Origin of the sequence: Pseudonocardia nantongensis (assembly GCF_046546495.1) — a bacterium.
In the GTDB taxonomy this organism is placed as follows: Bacteria; Actinomycetota; Actinomycetes; order Mycobacteriales; family Pseudonocardiaceae; genus Pseudonocardia; species Pseudonocardia nantongensis.
Genome location: NZ_JBKGXT010000007.1, coordinates 155690 through 170831, shown reverse-complemented (window position 1 = coordinate 170831; position 15142 = coordinate 155690). Strand labels below are relative to the sequence as shown.

At 74.2% G+C, this 15142-nt stretch carries 14 protein-coding genes and 2 pseudogenes; 10 read left to right on the top strand and 6 right to left on the bottom strand.

All coding sequences use genetic code 11. The features are described 5' to 3' along the window. Positions 1–32 precede the first annotated feature (32 nt). From ACLFMI_RS09905 to ACLFMI_RS09895, 3 genes are read left to right on the top strand one after another with little or no spacing between them, the layout of a single operon-like run. Entirely contained in the window at positions 33–950 is a 918-nt protein-coding gene (locus ACLFMI_RS09905; protein WP_410947466.1) for an SDR family oxidoreductase, read from the top strand. Then, positions 947–1705, top strand: coding sequence for a TSUP family transporter (locus tag ACLFMI_RS09900; protein WP_410947465.1), 759 nt, complete (start codon positions 947–949; stop codon positions 1703–1705). Before ACLFMI_RS09905 ends, ACLFMI_RS09900 begins: the two co-directional genes overlap by 4 nt. Before the next feature lie 18 nt (positions 1706–1723). Next, the gene (locus ACLFMI_RS09895) at positions 1724–1837 is read left to right on the top strand and encodes a VOC family protein (RefSeq protein WP_410947464.1); all 114 of its coding nucleotides are present in this window, start codon (positions 1724–1726) and stop codon (positions 1835–1837) included. Between the two features lie 15 nt (positions 1838–1852). Here ACLFMI_RS09895 and ACLFMI_RS09890 read toward each other — a convergent pair whose 3' ends face one another. From ACLFMI_RS09890 to ACLFMI_RS09875, 4 genes are all read right to left on the bottom strand, one after another. Next, positions 1853–3028: an MFS transporter gene (locus tag ACLFMI_RS09890; RefSeq protein ID WP_410947549.1), complete on the bottom strand. Its 1176-nt coding sequence runs from the start codon at positions 3026–3028 to the stop codon at positions 1853–1855. Positions 3029–3093: 65 nt separating this feature from the next. After that, positions 3094–3936 (bottom strand): methyltransferase domain-containing protein, encoded by an 843-nt coding sequence (locus ACLFMI_RS09885; RefSeq protein WP_410947463.1) that lies wholly within the window; start codon positions 3934–3936, stop codon positions 3094–3096. 3 nt (positions 3937–3939) lie between these two features. Then, positions 3940–5448, bottom strand: coding sequence for an amidohydrolase (locus tag ACLFMI_RS09880; protein WP_410947462.1), 1509 nt, complete (start codon positions 5446–5448; stop codon positions 3940–3942). Then, positions 5448–6971, bottom strand: coding sequence for a phosphatase PAP2 family protein (locus ACLFMI_RS09875; RefSeq protein ID WP_410947461.1), 1524 nt, complete (start codon positions 6969–6971; stop codon positions 5448–5450). The genes ACLFMI_RS09880 and ACLFMI_RS09875 overlap by 1 nt, the downstream gene beginning before the upstream one ends. A 96-nt stretch (positions 6972–7067) precedes the next feature. Here ACLFMI_RS09875 and pafA point away from each other — a divergent pair, with 96 nt between their 5' ends. Continuing rightward, positions 7068–8426 carry a Pup--protein ligase gene (gene pafA, locus ACLFMI_RS09870; RefSeq protein WP_410947460.1) on the top strand — a complete coding sequence of 453 codons (1359 nt, stop codon included), beginning with the start codon at positions 7068–7070 and terminating at the stop codon, positions 8424–8426. A 49-nt stretch (positions 8427–8475) separates the two neighbouring features. Here the strand turns inward: pafA and glsA are convergent, their stop codons facing one another. After that, the gene (gene glsA / locus ACLFMI_RS09865) at positions 8476–9525 is read right to left on the bottom strand and encodes a glutaminase A (RefSeq protein ID WP_410947459.1); all 1050 of its coding nucleotides are present in this window, start codon (positions 9523–9525) and stop codon (positions 8476–8478) included. Positions 9526–9572: 47 nt separating this feature from the next. Beyond that, positions 9573–9821: a hypothetical protein gene (locus ACLFMI_RS09860; RefSeq protein WP_410947458.1), complete on the bottom strand. Its 249-nt coding sequence runs from the start codon at positions 9819–9821 to the stop codon at positions 9573–9575. 201 nt (positions 9822–10022) lie between these two features. Here ACLFMI_RS09860 and ACLFMI_RS09855 point away from each other — a divergent pair, with 201 nt between their 5' ends. The 6 genes and pseudogenes from ACLFMI_RS09855 to tatC all read left to right on the top strand — a co-directional run bounded on the left by ACLFMI_RS09855 (position 10023) and on the right by tatC (position 15131). Continuing rightward, positions 10023–10931, top strand: coding sequence for an ABC transporter substrate-binding protein (locus ACLFMI_RS09855; protein ID WP_410947457.1), 909 nt, complete (start codon positions 10023–10025; stop codon positions 10929–10931). 389 nt (positions 10932–11320) lie between these two features. After that, positions 11321–12307 carry a helix-turn-helix transcriptional regulator gene (locus tag ACLFMI_RS09850; RefSeq protein WP_410947456.1) on the top strand — a complete coding sequence of 329 codons (987 nt, stop codon included), beginning with the start codon at positions 11321–11323 and terminating at the stop codon, positions 12305–12307. Beyond that, a pseudogene (locus ACLFMI_RS09845) lies at positions 12304–13107 on the top strand (helix-turn-helix transcriptional regulator); the annotation flags it as partial. The gene ACLFMI_RS09850 and the pseudogene ACLFMI_RS09845, both read left to right, overlap by 4 nt. 312 nt (positions 13108–13419) lie before the next feature. Then, a pseudogene (locus tag ACLFMI_RS09840) lies at positions 13420–13575 on the top strand (WCX domain-containing protein); the annotation flags it as partial. Between the two features lie 211 nt (positions 13576–13786). Next, a complete protein-coding gene (tatA, locus tag ACLFMI_RS09835) occupies positions 13787–14098 on the top strand; it encodes a Sec-independent protein translocase subunit TatA (protein WP_410947455.1) in 312 nt (103 codons plus the stop codon). Between the two features lie 61 nt (positions 14099–14159). Beyond that, the gene (gene tatC / locus ACLFMI_RS09830; protein ID WP_410947454.1) at positions 14160–15131 is read left to right on the top strand and encodes a twin-arginine translocase subunit TatC; all 972 of its coding nucleotides are present in this window, start codon (positions 14160–14162) and stop codon (positions 15129–15131) included. Positions 15132–15142: the final 11 nt, after the last annotated feature.

Sequence of the window (15142 nt, the reverse complement as noted above, 5' to 3'; positions counted from 1 at the left end):
TCGCTGTCGGGGGCCGGTGCGATGCTGCGCGCATGACAACTCCGGACCTCACCGGCACCGTCGCCCTGGTCGCGGGGGCGACCCGCGGCGCGGGCCGCGGCATCGCCGTCGAGCTCGGTGCCGCGGGCGCCACCGTCTACTGCACCGGGCGCAGCACCCGCGCGCAACGCTCCGAGTACGACCGCCCGGAGACGATCGAGGACACCGCCGACCTGGTGACCGCGGCCGGCGGCACCGGGGTCGCGGTCCCCACCGACCATCTCGACCCGGAGGCGGTCGCGGCCCTGGTCGAGCGGATCGAGGGCGCGCACGGCCGGCTGGACGTGCTGGTGAACGACATCTGGGGCGGTGAGCTGCTGGTCGAGTGGGAGACCCCGGTGTGGGAGCACGACCTCGCGAACGGGCTGCGCACGCTGCGGCTGGCGATCGACACCCACCTGATCACCGCGAAGAACGCGCTGCGGCTGCTGGCCCGGAAGCCGGGCGGGCTGGTCATCGAGGTCACCGACGGCACCGACGCGTACAACGCGGAGAACTACCGTCTCAACGTCTACTACGATCTCGCCAAGATCGCGCCGATCCGGCTCGCCCGGTCCTGGGCGCACGAGCTGCGCGATCACGGCGGGACCGCCGTGGCCGTCACCCCGGGCTGGCTCCGGTCGGAGCTCATGCTGGAGCACTTCGGCGTCACCGAGGAGACCTGGCGGCAGGCGTGCGCGGGCGTGCCGCACTTCGCGATCTCGGAGTCGCCGCGGTTCGTCGGCCGCGGGATCGCGGCGCTGGCCGCCGACCCGGACCGGCACCGCTGGAACGCCCGCTCCACCTCCTCCGGCGAGCTCGCGGCGACCTACGGCGTCGACGACCTGGACGGGTCGCGCCCGGACGCCTGGCGCTACATCGTGGAGGTGCAGGACGCGGGGAAGCCGGCGGACGTCACCGGGTACCGGTGATCCCGCCGGAACCGGGGGTCTTGCTCGCGCTCACCGTCGTCGTCGCGGCAGGGACGGCGGTCCAGGTGCTGCTCGGGTTCGGGGTGAACCTGCTGCTGGTCCCGGCCGCGCTGCTGCTGTGGCCGGGCCTGGTGCCGGTGCCGGCGATGGCGGTGAACCTGCTGCTCTCGGCCGGTGTGGCCGTGCGCTGGGGCCGGTACACCGATCCGCTGGTGACCCGGTGGGCGCTGATCGGCGCGGTACCCGGGCTCGCGGTCGGGGTGTGGCTGCTGGCCGTGCTCCGCCCCGCCACGCTCGGGGTGCTCGGGGCACTGGCGATCCTCGCTGCCGTGGCGATGACGGCCCGCCGACCGGTGCCGCCGACGGCCCACGGCCCGGCGGCGGTGCGGGTCGGGCCCGGGGCGAGCGGTGTCGCCGGGGCCGGGTCCGCGGTGCTGGGGACGACGGCGGCGGTCACCGGCCCGCCGATCGCGCTGCTCCTCGCCGGGGCCGACCCCCGTCGTGCCCGGGCGACGGTCGCGGTGACCGGCACGGTCACCGCCCTCGTCGCGCTGGTCGTGCTGCTCGCCGGCCCGCTGCGGGGCTCGACGGCCGACACGGTCGCGGGGGTGCTGTGGCTGCTGCCCGGGATGGCGCCGGGATGGGTCGCCGGGCACGTGCTGGAGTCGCGGGTGCGCCGCACCGCGCTGCGCCGGGCGGTGCTGGTGATCTCGGCCGCGTCGGCGGTGGCGGTGCTGGTACGGGCGCTCGTGTGATCCGGCACGATCGCAGGCGTGCACCACATCACGATGCCGGTGGCCGACATCGAGCGCAGCCGCGCCTGGTACGAGTCCGTGCCGGGCCTGCAGGTCGAGCACGAGATTCGACTGTTCGGCCCGCAGAACTGACCGACACCGGCGCGATCAGGCCGCTGCGCCGACGGTTTCGGCCCGCCGCGTGTTGCGGCGCTGCAGGACCAGCAGCGCCGCCAGCGCGACCGCGGCCAGCGCCGCGACCGCGACGGCGAACACGATCCCCGCGGTGACCAGGCCCCAGGCCATCGACGCTGCACCGATCCCGACCACCGGCAGCGAGATCGCCACGTAGAGCACCACGAAGTAGGACGAGGTGACCCCCGCCCGCTGCGCCGGGTCGACCCGCGCGTTCACCGTGGCCAGTCCCTTGCTGAACGACATGCCCTGCCCGACGCCGGCGACCAGGGCGCCCACCACGAGCTCGACGAACGATGCGGTCGCGATCGAGAGCCCGACCAGCAGAATGCCGACGATCAGCAGCACGCAGCCCAGGTTCAGGGTCCGGTCGGTGTCGAAGCGGCGCAACGTCAGCTGCGCCGTCGCGGACGCGGCGAGCAGCAGGAACGCCATCAGTCCCGCGACCGCGTGGTTCTCCACGCCGAGGACCTCGGACACGATCCGCGGCGAGATCGCGGTGAACAGCCCGAGAACCGCGAACCCGGCGAACCCGGCCGTCGCGGCGCTGACGAACACCCCGCGCACCTCCGGCGGGACCGACACCGTCTGCGGGCGCAGCCGCGGGTGCGCCGCCCGGGTGACCGTCTCCGGGGCCAGCAGCACGAGCACCCCGCACAGGGCGACCGCGACCGCGTGCACCACGAACGACAGATGCAGCGGTCCCGGCAGGAACTGGACGGCCAGACCGGCCAGGATCGGCCCCAGCCCGAGCCCGCCGGTGTTGGCCGCAGTGGCCACGGCGGGCCCGCGAGCGCTCCAGGACGGCGGTGCGGCCTCGATCACCGCGGCTGTCGCGGCCCCGGCGAAGATCCCGGCCGACACCCCGGACAGCAAGCGTCCGACCAACAGCACCGGTACCGGGCCGGCGAGCAGGAACACGATGGAGCTGGCCAGCGCGAACCCTACCCCGGCCAGCAGCAGCGGCCGCCGGCCGAGCAGGTCCGACCACCGCCCGAACAGCAGCAGCGCGGCCAGTACGCCGACCGCGTACACGGCGAAGATCACCGTCTGGACTACCGCGGAGAACCCGAGCTCCTGCTGGTACAGCACGTACATCGGGGTGGGCATCGTGGTCCCGATCATCACCACGGTGAACGTGACGACCAGGCCGGCGAACGCGGCGCCCTGCGGCAGGCGGGGGATGGCGGACTCCTTTCACTGCGCACTGACGTTCACGGTAGCCCGCCCCTCCTCGACCGGACCGGCCGGACCGGCCCGCGCAGGCGGTGCAGGAGCACGCCCGGCACCGCCGAGGCACGCGTGTCCACCTCGCGCCACCTGCCGCGGGCGTCGGCGAGGAACTCCGCGGCGAGCGGTCGGCGGGGATCGGTCAGCCACACCTCCCCGTCGTCCGCCACGAGGCGGGTCAGCAGCGAGGCCAGCACGGTCAGCGCCTCCTGGTCATAGATCACGTCCGCAGCCAGCACGACGTCCCACGGGCCCTGCTCGACGAGTGACCCCGCGCCGTCCCAGGCACAGGCGGCGCTGCACAGGCCGATGCCCTCGCGCGCGGCGGACGCGGCGACGTAGGCGACCGCTCCCGGGGAACGGTCGGTGGCCAGTACACGGGCGCCGGCACGGGCAGCGGCCAGCGCCGGTAGCCCGAGCCCGCAGCCGAGCTCCAGCACCGGCCGCCCGCGCACGACGATCCGCCCGCCTGGGCGGCCCGCGCGCTCGCAGTTCGCCCCGCCCTCCTCCCCGTCCGGCCCGGTCGCATCGGACGGGTCGGGCTCGATCGCGTGGGCCAGCGCGATGCCGGACGCCCACAGCCGCGCCCAGTGCGGCGGGTGCAGCTCCTCGACCGCGGTGCCCGGGGCGCTCACGGTCTCGAACGCCACGGCCTCCGGATCGCGCGGGCGCAGCAGGCGGATCGGTCCGCCCGGAAGCTCCACCGGCACGGCGACGACGTCGTGCGGCGGCTCCGCGGCGCCCCCGTGGCCGTCGATGCCACCGGTCGGCCGCTCTGCTGCCCGGACGATCGCGTCGACCAGAGGGGATCGTCCGGGCCGGTGCACGGCTCAGACCCCGGTGCGGTGTGTCCAGCGCCCGCCCAGCAGCGTCCCGGCGACCGGCATCGAGCGCAGCGTCGCCGGGTCGCAGGCGGTGGGGTCGGCGTCGGTCACCACCAGGTCGGCGCGTCGGCCCGGCATGATCGGGCCGTCCGGACCGGCCGAGGCAACCAGGGCGACGTCGCGGCCGATCTCCTGCTCCGGGTGCCAGCGTTCGCGCCCGTCCGCCGTGCGGTGCACGGCCGCGGCGATCGCGACCCACGGATCCAGCGGGGCGACCGGCGCGTCCGATCCCAGTGCCAGACCGGCCCCTGCGGCGTGCAGCGCCGCGAACGCGAACGAGCGGTGCGTACGACCCCGCCACAGGGCGTCGGCCACGTCTCGGTCGTCGAGGGCGTGCTCGGGCTGCACACTCGCGACCAGGCCCAGCTCGGCGAAGCGGGGGACGTCGGCGTCGTCGAGCAGTTGAGCGTGCTCCACCCGCCCGCGCGCTCCGGTGGCCGCGAACGCGTCCAGGACCTGGGTGTTCGCGTGGTCACCGATCGCGTGCAGCGCGGCGTCCAAGCCCGCACGGTGCGCCCGCGCGAGAAGCGGTGCCAGCTCGTCCGGCGGGACCAGCAGCAGCCCGCACGAGTTCTCCAGGGTCGCGGTGCCGGGCCCGACCCCCGGGTAGGGGTCGTAGCAGTAGGCGGTGCGGGTGTTCAGCGACCCGTCGGTGATCACCTTCAACGGGCCGGCGGTGAGCAGGCCGTCCGTACCGGGTACCGGGTCACCGGTGCGCAGCCCGGTCGCGATCATCTCGTCGAGCCGGTCCGGCCACACCGAGGCCTCGACCCGCAGCCCGGTCAGGCCGGCGTCGATCCGGCGCTGCCAGGCGGGCACCGACCAGGACGCCTCGAAGTCCACGATCCCGACCACGCCGCGCGCGGCGGCCGCCCGCGCCGCGTCGGCGACGAAGCCGTCCAGCACGTCCGGGGGCACGTCCTGCAGGGCGACGGTGACCGCGAAGAACTCCGACTCCCGGATCCGGCCGGTCGGGTGGCCGGGGTGACCGAACCGGTCGCAGGCCGCACCGTTGAGCCAGCCCTGGTGCAGGTCCCCGGACACCAGCACCACCGGGACGTCGCCGGCCACGTCGTCGAGCAGCGACCGGTGAGCCTGGTCCGGCCACAGCGCGTCCCGGAACCCGAACCCGACGAGCACCTCGCCCGGGTCGGGTGGGGCGTCCCGGAGCCGGGTGGCGACGCGGGCGGCGGCGTCCGCGGCCGAGCGGGCGCCGGAGACGTCGAGCCGGCGGCGGGCCAGCGCCCACTGCTCCATGTGCACGTGGTGGTCCCACAGCCCGGGCAGCAGGGCACGGCCGCCGCACTCGACGATCTCGGCGCCGCCGGCCGCGAGCCCGGGGCCGACCGCGGCGATCCGGTCGCCGGCCAGCAGCACGTCAACCGGCTCCCCGAGCCCGGCGTACCCGGGCCGCAGCGGGCGAACGGAGCGGAGCAGCACGGTTCGGCGGGGCATCAGGCCTGGAAGGGGCGGTCGCGGCCGGTCCAGCGGACCTCGTCGCGCCGGTAGACCGGGATCGGCCGTTCGGCGACCCGGAACGTGTACCGGCCGGCCTCCTCGACCACCTCGCCGTCGGTGGCGAGCATGCTCGGCTCGTACAGCTCGACGTCCAGGCGGGACACCTCGCGCTGGTGGTAGACCCGGGAGTGGCCGAGCGCGCCGAGGATCAGCGCGATCACCACGCGCAGCCGGGAGAACCGCACGTCGGCGCGCAGGTACCGGACGTCGAGCAGGCCCGAGTCCAGCGTCGGGCGCCACGCCGGGACCGCGCCCCGCGGGTGGTACGGCCCGTTCCCGACGAACAGGAACCACACCTTCCGCCACCGGTCGTCGATCTTGACGCTGATCTTCTCGGAGCGCTGCAGCACGGTGACCAGCGCGGCTGCGAACGCCGGCCACTTGCCGTAGCGGGGCTGCCACTCCTCGCGCAGCTGCACCAGCTCCGGGTAGGAGCCGATCGAGGCGGTGTTGAGGAAGAACCGGGTCCGGGTGACCGAGAAGTCCTCGGGGTCGTCCAGCCGGCCGGGGTGTGCCTCGACCAGTGCCAGGTCGACGGCGACGGCCTCGCCGGCCTGGGTGGCGTCCACCGCCTCCTGGGTGTCGTAGACACCGACGTCGCGGGCGAAGTGGTTCAGCGTCCCGCCCGGAACCACGACCAGCGGCAGCCCGTGCCGGTCGGCCACCGCGGCCGCGGTCCCGACCGTCCCGTCGCCGCCGGCGACGCCGACAGCCCGCACCCACTGCCCACGCTCGACGATCGCCTCCTCGAGCATGTCCATCACGTCCCGGCCGTCGCCGACGACCAGGTGGTGCGCGGCGGGCAGCCGCTCGGCGACCTCCTTGGAGACGTCCTGGTCCGGCGGCCCGGAGAACGGGTTCGCCACGATCACCAGGCCCTCACCCTGCGGCAGCACCGGCACAGTGTCCAGCGGCCGGGCCCGGGCCTCGTCGGACGGGCGGACCGGCCACCAGCGCCGGGTCAGCTGCGCGACCACGGTGCCCAGCGCGGCCCCGGCAAGCACGTCCGAGGTCCAGTGCACGCCCACGTGCACCCGCGTCCACCCGACGAGCGCGGCCAGCGGCACGATCACCGGTGCGACCCGGCGGTGCTCCATCACCACCGCGGTCGCGAACGCCGCAGCCGAGGCCGCGTGCCCGGAGGGGAACGACGACGACGACGGCGGGTCGGCCACCGTCCGGTAGGCCGGCAGCTCGGCCGCGGCCGGGCGCCGGCGCGGCAGCAGCGGCTTGAGGATGGCGTTCGCCGTCATGCTGGTCAGCGCGATCGACGCGACGCCGCGCATCGCGGCGTGCCGGCCGGCGCCCCGCCGGACGGCCAGGACGCCGCCGATCGCGAACCACAGGACGCTGTGGTCGGCCGTCCGGGTGAGTCGGCGCAGCGAGGTGTCGACGCGGCTGGGCGGGCGACTCGCGATGAACTCCGTGATCGCCCGATCCGTGCCACTGACGGCGGCCATACCTCCGTTCAGACGACGGGACCGGCGTACGACGCGCTCGAACCATCCGCTCACATCGCTGACAGTAGAGGGGGTCTGGCGCATACCCTGAAGGGCATGCAGCGTCGGATCTTCGGGATCGAGACCGAGTTCGGTGTCACGTGCACCTTCCACGGGCAACGCCGACTGTCCCCGGACGAGGTCGCCCGATACCTGTTCCGGCGGGTCGTGTCGTGGGGCCGCTCGTCGAACGTCTTCCTCCGCAACGGTGCCCGGCTCTACCTCGACGTCGGTTCGCACCCCGAGTACGCCACCGCCGAGTGCGACTCGTTGACCCAGCTCATCGCGCACGACAAGGCCGGTGAGCGGATCCTCGAGGACCTGCTCGTCGATGCCGAGCGGCGGCTGGTCGACGAGGGCATCGGCGGCGACATCTACCTGTTCAAGAACAACACCGACTCCGCGGGCAACTCATACGGCTGCCACGAGAACTACCTGGTCGCCCGGCAGGGCGAGTTCTCCCGGATCGCCGACGTCCTGCTGCCGTTCCTGGTCACCCGCCAGCTGATCTGCGGTGCCGGCAAGGTCCTGCAGACCCCGCGCGGCGCCGTCTACTGCCTGTCCCAGCGCGCCGAGCACATCTGGGAGGGCGTCTCCTCGGCGACCACCAGGTCCCGCCCGATCATCAACACCCGGGACGAGCCGCACGCCGACGCCGAGCGCTACCGGCGGCTGCACGTGATCGTCGGCGACTCGAACATGTCCGAGGTCACCACCCTGCTCAAGATCGGCACGGCGACGCTGGTGCTGGAGATGGTGGAGGCCGGCGTCCAGTTCCGGGACTTCACCCTGGACAACCCGATCCGGGCGATCCGCGAGATCAGCCACGACCTCACCGGCCGCCGCCCGGTTCGGATGGCCGGCGGGCGTGAGGCCGGCGCCCTGGACATCCAGCGCGAGTACCACGCCCGCGCCGTCGAGTTCCTGCGCGACCGGCCGGAGGACCCGGTGATGGACCGGGTCGTCGAGCTGTGGGGCCGCACGCTGGACGCCGTCGAGACCCAGAACCTGTCGCTGATCGACCGCGAGATCGACTGGGCGATCAAGCAGCGGTTGGTGCAGCGGTACCAGAACAAGCACGATCTGGAGCTGTCCAGCGCCCGGATCGCCCAGCTCGACCTGGCCTACCACGACGTCCGGCGCGGGCGCGGGCTGTTCGACATGCTGCAGCGCAAGGATCTGGTCGACCGGGTGACCGACGACGGCGAGATCGAGGCCGCCAAGGACACTCCGCCGCAGTCCACCCGGGCCAAGCTGCGCGGCGACTTCATCGCCGCCGCGCAGTCCGCCGGGCGGGACTTCACCGTCGACTGGGTGCACCTGAAGCTGAACGACCAGGCGCAGCGCACCGTGCTGTGCAAGGACCCGTTCCGGGCCGTCGACGAGCGGGTGGACCGGCTCATCGCGTCGTTGTAGGCGCTGCGCGCCTGTGAGTGGTTATCGCGGTCAGGACCGCGATAACCACTCACAGGCCCTCCGGCAACCACCCGTCGCCGGACGGGTAGATCTCGGCCGGCATCCCGTGCCGGCCGGGGCGCACGATCCGGCCCAGCGACGACTCGGACGGGTCGGCGAACACGTGCAGCCCGAACCGGTCCGACAGCGCCCGGCAGACCGCGACCCCGCGTACCGAGTTGCCGTTGCGGTCCAGCCCGGGCGAGTACACGCCGACGCCGATCGCGTCCGGGATCACCGCCAGGATCGCGCCGGACACGCTGGACTTGGCCGGGATGCCGACGTCGTAGAACCACTGGCCGGCCGCGTCGTACATCCCGCACATGCTCATCACGCTCAGCACGTCCCGGATGTAGGTGCGCGGCAGCGCGGGTACGCCGGTGAACGGGTTCGCGCCGCCGTGCGCCAGCGTCGCGGCCATCACCGACAGCTCGGTGGAGGTGACGGTGACCGAGCAGGCGGCCAGGTAGACGTAGAGGTTGTCCTCGATGTCGCCGTGCAGCATCCCGAGGCTGCGCATCAGGTAGGACAACGCCACGTTGCGGTCGTTGGAGACCAGCTGCTCGGCCAGGATCTCCTCGTCGACGGCCAGGTCCGGGTTGCCGGAGTAGATCCGCAGCCGGGTCAGCAGCCGCTCGACCTTCTCCTCCCGGTCCGCGCCGTGTAGCAGGTTCGACGCGACCAGCGCCCCGGCGTTGATCATCGGGTTGAACGGGCGGTGGTTCACCTCGTCGAAGGTGATCGAGTTGAAGGGGTCGCCCGAGGGCTCGACGCCGACCCGGCCGAGTACCTCCTCGCGGCCGTTGTCCTCCAGCGCGAGGCCGTAGGTGAAGACCTTCGAGATCGAGTGCAGCGGGAACCGTTCCTCGAAGTCGCCGACCTCCCACTGGGTGCCGTCGACGTTGGTCGCGGAGAGCCCGAACAGATGGGCCTGCGCCGCCATCGACGGGGGGTAGTAGGCGACGACCCGGCTGTCCGGGATCCCGCCCGGCCTGCCGCAGACCTGGTGCAGCTCGACGAGCTGCCGCTGCACGATCTCGCGCTCCACCTGCGCCACCACGGGACGGAACCTAGATCACCGATGCCCGGGGCGGTGCGGCGAGGCGCTCACTCGATACCGGGCATCATCTTCCGACGCAGCTCGGTCAGCTCGTCCTGGATCTCCGGGTCGGCCGGCCCGGCCTTGTCCGGCGCGGGGGCGATCCCCAGGGCACCCAGCAGGTCCTTCGCCGCGGCGGCGGGGTCACCGGTCTCGCCGAGAACCGGGTGCAGCCCCTGGTCGGCCAGGTGGTGGAAGACCAGGTTCACCACCGTCCAGGGGTTGAAGGTCTCCTGCTCCGGCTGCGACGCGGTCATGATCGTCCTCCCAGGTGGTGGCCCGCGGCCGTCGCCGCATCCTCCCGGGCAGACCCTTTCGCCGGAGGCGGGGAGCGTCAACACCGCCGGGGCCTCTGTCGCAGGATGAGACACCGCAGCACCGCCTGGAGATTATGTTAGCCTTCCCTTCCTCGCAGGCCGACGAAGGAGTCCACTGTGGTGCGACAACGAGCTGTATCGGTGGCGTTCCTGGGGGTGCTGGCCCTGGTGGCGACGGCATGCGGCACCCAGGACGATCGGCCGGCCGGCCCGACCCGCAGCGTGCCGCACGCGATGGGGACCGCGCAGGTGGGCGTCGATGCGCAGCGGGTGGTGGTTCTCGATACCGGTGAGCTGGACTCGGTCCTGGCCCTCGGGGTGACGCCGGTCGGGACGGTCAGCGCGGACGAGGCCACCGGGCCGCAGTCCTATCTCGGGCAGCAGGCGGCGCAGATCGGGCAGGTCGGCACGATCCAGTCCCCGAACCTGGAGGCGATCGCGGCGTTGCAGCCGGACCTGATCCTGTCCAACGCCGTGCGCCACCGCGACATCTTCCAGCAGCTCCAGGGCATCGCGCCGACGGTGTTCTCCCAGTCGGTCGGCAAGAGCTGGCAGCAGAACCTCCTGCTCGCCGGGGACGCCCTGGGCAAGCGCGCCGAGGCCGAGCGGATCCTGGCCGGCTACCGCGGCAAGGCCGACGAGGTCGGCGCGGCGTTCGGGGACCCCGCGCGGACCGAGGTCAGCATGGTCCGGTTCATGTCCGGCGGCGTCCGGCTCTACGGCGCAGGCTCCTTCATCGGCACGGTCCTCGCCGACGTCGGGCTCGGCCGACCGCCGATCGCACGGACCGACCGGACGTTCGTCGAGGTGGGGCGCGAGGAGATCGCGAAGGCCGACGGTGACCTGCTCTTCTACGCCGGCTACGGCGAGGACGGCCGGGCCCGGCAGGCCGAGCTGTCCGCGGGTCCGCTGTGGCAGCGGCTGACCGCCGTCACCCGCGGCGCGGCCCACCCGGTCGACGACGATCTCTGGTACCTCGGGATCGGCCCGCTCGCGGCGGACCGGGTCCTCGACGAGCTGCGCAGCTACGCCCCCGGAACCCGGGACTGAGCCGGTTCACCGCCGCGGGGACCGGCCTCCCGGGCGCGGACGATCGCCTCCGCCCGGTCCGCCACGCCGAGCTTCACGAAGATCCCCGACACGATGATCTCGCCGCCGGGGCACCCCCCCGGGGGGCCCGGCAGAGGCCAGAGTGCCCCTCGGGGCGTTCGAACCGGCGCAATGCGCACTCCGGCGGGCACTCCGGTAGCGGGGACCGGAGGAGCGCCGCGAGCACCGTCCGATACCGCTCTGACTCGGCCGGGGCCGGCACGGTGATCGACGCCGAGGGCCACCGGTCATCCCGCCGGACCGCGTGCGAGGGGGAGCGTGCGCGGTTCCCGGTGCCGGACGCCCGGGGCGCCGGGGTCCGGGACCGGTCCGCCGATACGATGCCGTCCGTGTCCACCGTCCGTGCCGAGCGACTGGTCAACCTGGTCCTCTGCCTGATGTCGACGCGGCAGTACCTGTCCGCCGAACGGATCCGGGCGACCGTCCCGGGCTACGCCGAGGCACCGAGCGACGAGGCGTTCTTCCGGATGTTCGAGCGGGACAAGTCCGAGCTGCGCGAGCTGGGCGTCCCGCTGGAGACCGGGCGGACCTCGGCGTTCGACACCGGTGACGGGTACCGGATCGCCCGCGCCGACTACGAGCTCGGCGAGATCGAGCTGGCGCCGGACGAGGCGACCGCGGTGGCGCTGGCCGGGAACCTGTGGGACTCCCCGGAGCTGGCCGGGGCCGCGCACGGCGCGCTGGTGAAGCTGCGTGCGGCCGGCGTCGAGGTGGACGAGTCGCCCGCCACCGCGGTCCGGCCGGGGGTGCATGCCGGGGAGCCCGCGCTGGCCCCGCTGCTGGCCGCGACCCGGTCCGGGCGGGTGGTGAGCTTCGAACACCGGCGCGGGCCCGGTGGTGAACCGGTGACGCGCACCGTGGAGCCGTGGGGCGTGGTCTCCTTCCGCGCCCGCTGGTACCTGGTCGGCCACGACCGGGACCGGGACGCCGTGCGCTGCTTCCGGCTCTCCCGGGTCCGCGGAGCGGTGCGGACGACCGGCCGGGACGGTGCCGTGCGGGTGCCCGACGGCGTGGACCTGCGCGCCGTCGTCCGCGAGTCGGCCGGGCCGCGGCCGGTGTCCGGCACGGCCCGGGTCTGGGTGGCCCGGGACCGGGCGGCCGGGCTGCGCCGGCTGGGCCGGGACCGGGGCCCGCTCGAGCACGCCGGGCGGCCCGGCGTCGCCCTGGAGCTCGACGTGCGGGACCCCTCGACGGTCGCCCGCTGGCTGGCCGGGCACGGCCCGGACGTCGCGGTGCTGGACCCGCCGGAGCTCGCCGCCGCGGTGCGTGCCCTGTGGGCGGGCGCGGCCGGGGATCTCGCGGAGCGTCCGGCATGAGCCGGCAGGGGGTGGCGCAGCGGCTGCCGCGGCTGCTGTCGCTGGTGCCCTACCTGCGCGCGCACCCCGGGGTGCCGGTCGCGGAGGCGGCCGCCGACTTCGGGGTCGACGAGCGGCAGCTGCGCAAGGACCTGGAACTGCTCTGGATGTGCGGGTTGCCCGGGTACGGGCCGGGGGACCTGGTGGACCTGTCGTTCGCCGGGGACACCGTCGACGTCGTGTTCGACGCCGGCCTGACCCGGCCGCTGCGGCTGACCACGGCCGAGGCGACGGCGCTGCTGGTCGCGTTGCGCCAGCTGCACCAGACGCCCGGCGTGGTCGACTCGGACGCCGTCGCCCGGGCGATCGGCAAGATCGAGGCTGCTGTGGGCACGGTGGGGGAGTCGGCCGGGCCGGACGCGCTGGACGGGGTCGTGGCCGTCGAGGGCGGCGGCGACGAGCGTGCGACGACCGCGGTGCTGCGCGGTGCGCTGAGCCGCGGACGGGCGCTGCGCATCGTCTACTTCACCGCCGGGCGGGACGCGGTGTCCCGCCGCGTGGTCGACCCGATGCGACTGCTCGTCGTGGAGGGCCGCGGCTATCTGGAGGCCTGGTGCCGGCGCGCCGAGGGGGTGCGGCTGTTCCGGCTGGACCGGGTGGAGCAGGCCGAGGAGCTGGACGAGCCGGCCCGGCCGCACCCGGACGCCGAGCCGACCGACGTCTCGGCCGGGTTGTTCCGTCCGCAGGCCGGCCAGCGGCACGCCGTGCTGGAACTGGCACCGGACGCGCACTGGGTCGCCGAGTACTACCCGGTCGACGAGTGGAGCACCGACCGGCCCGGGCCCGGCGCGGGCCTCGCCACGGACCCGGATACGGACACGGGCGCCGGTCCGGACACCGCCGGTGACGTACCACCGGGCGCCGACCGCGCGACACCGCCCGGGCCCCCGGCTGCCGCTCGGTCGGAGGCCGCGGGGACCGGCCCATCGGACGACGCGGTAACCGGCCGGGTAGGCCATCCTTCCGGCGGCCGGTCGGACGGCCCGGGAGCAGGCGGGCCGGGAGCAGGCGGACCGGGTGACCCGGCCGTTGACGGCACCGCCCCGGACGGGCCGGGCGCGCCGGGGCCGGACGGGCGGCTGCGGGTGCTGATCCGCTACACCGATCCGGACTGGCTGGTGCGGCTGGTGCTCGGCCTCGGCGGGGCGGCCCGGATCGTCGAGCCCGCCGCGCTGGCCGGCACGGTCCGCGAGCGCGCCCGGCAGGCCCTGGCCCTCGCCGACGGCTGACCCGGCCGGGCCCGCGCCCAGGCCCGCATGCCCGCGCCGTTCCGGATCCGCTCGACGGGCGGTCGGTCCCGGATGCCCAGCGGTCGAACCGGACGCGTCCGGCACCCGAACTTCGGGCGAGTGGCCGAGGCCACGCGCGGGGACACCGACCGGGGATGCGTACCCTGGGCGAGCAAGCCGCACCCGTGCCGACATCAACGGAGGTTGCCCCATGCCCGGTGGCTACGAGTGGCTGATCATCATCGTGGTTCTGCTGCTGTTGTTCGGCGCGAAGAAGCTCCCCGACATGGCGCGCTCGGTCGGGCAGTCCGCCCGCGTGTTCAAGGGCGAGATGAAGGGCCTCAAGGACGACGAGAAGGCCAAGGACGAGAAGGCCAAGGACGAGAAGGCGAGGAACGCCGAGGAACCGCCGGCCGCCGCGCCGCAGGAGCTGCCCACCGCGCAGCCCGCCCCGCGGGCCCAGGCCGACCCGACGGCGTCGCAGAGCGGGCCGCAGGAGCGCGGCACCGGTTCCGCGAGCTGAACCACGCCCGGTGGTGAAGTCCCCGTCCCGGCGGCGGAGCCCGAAGAGCACCGACGGGACCATGACGCTCGTCGAGCACCTCTACGAGCTGCGGAACCGGCTGGGCATCTCGCTGGCCGCGATCGTCGTGACCACGGTGTTCGGCTACATCTGGTTCGAGGTGCCGTTCTTCGGTATGCCGAGCCTGGGTGAGCTGCTCAAGGCGCCGTACTGCGAGCTGCCGGCGTCGTCGCGGGCCTCGTTCAGCGCCGACCCGAACGCCTGCACGCTGCTCGCTACGACGCCGTTCGACCAGTTCATGCTGCGCCTCAAGGTCGGCGCGACGGCCGGGGTCGTCCTGGCCTGCCCCGTCTGGCTGTACCAGCTGTGGGGGTTCATCACCCCCGGTCTGCACCGCAAGGAGCGGCGGTACTCGCTCGGCTTCGTCTCGGCCGCGGCCGTGCTGTTCGTGGCCGGCGCGGTGCTGGCCTACTTCGTGATCTCCGAGGCGCTCGGCTTCCTGCTCACCATCGGCAGCGAGATCCAGACCACCGCGCTGACCGGCTCGTCGTACTTCAGCCTGGTCGTGAACCTGATCGTCATCTTCGGGGTCAGCTTCCTGATCCCGCTGGTGGTCGTCGCGCTGAACGGCGTCGGGGTCGTGTCCTACGACCGGCTCCGCCGCTCCCGGCGAGGGCTGGTCTTCGGCCTGTTCGTGTTCGCCGCGATCGCGACGCCCGGCCAGGACCCGATCTCGATGATCGCGCTGGCGGCCGCGCTGACCCTGCTGTTCGAGATCGCGATCCAGGTGGCGCGGTTCAACGACCGGCGCCGGGCCCGCCGCCGCGCCGCCGAGGGCTGGGACAGCTGGGACCCGGACGCGCCCTCGCCGATCGACACGACGCCGTCGGACGTCGGCGGGCCGTCGCCGGTCGCCGAACCGTCCGAGATCGACCCGGTGGCCCCGGTGCCCGGCCCGGCCACCCCGCCGGCACCCGCCGCGGGCGCTGACCCGGCCGGTCCCACGGCCCCGCGCTACGACGACATCACCTGAGCGACTCGCAC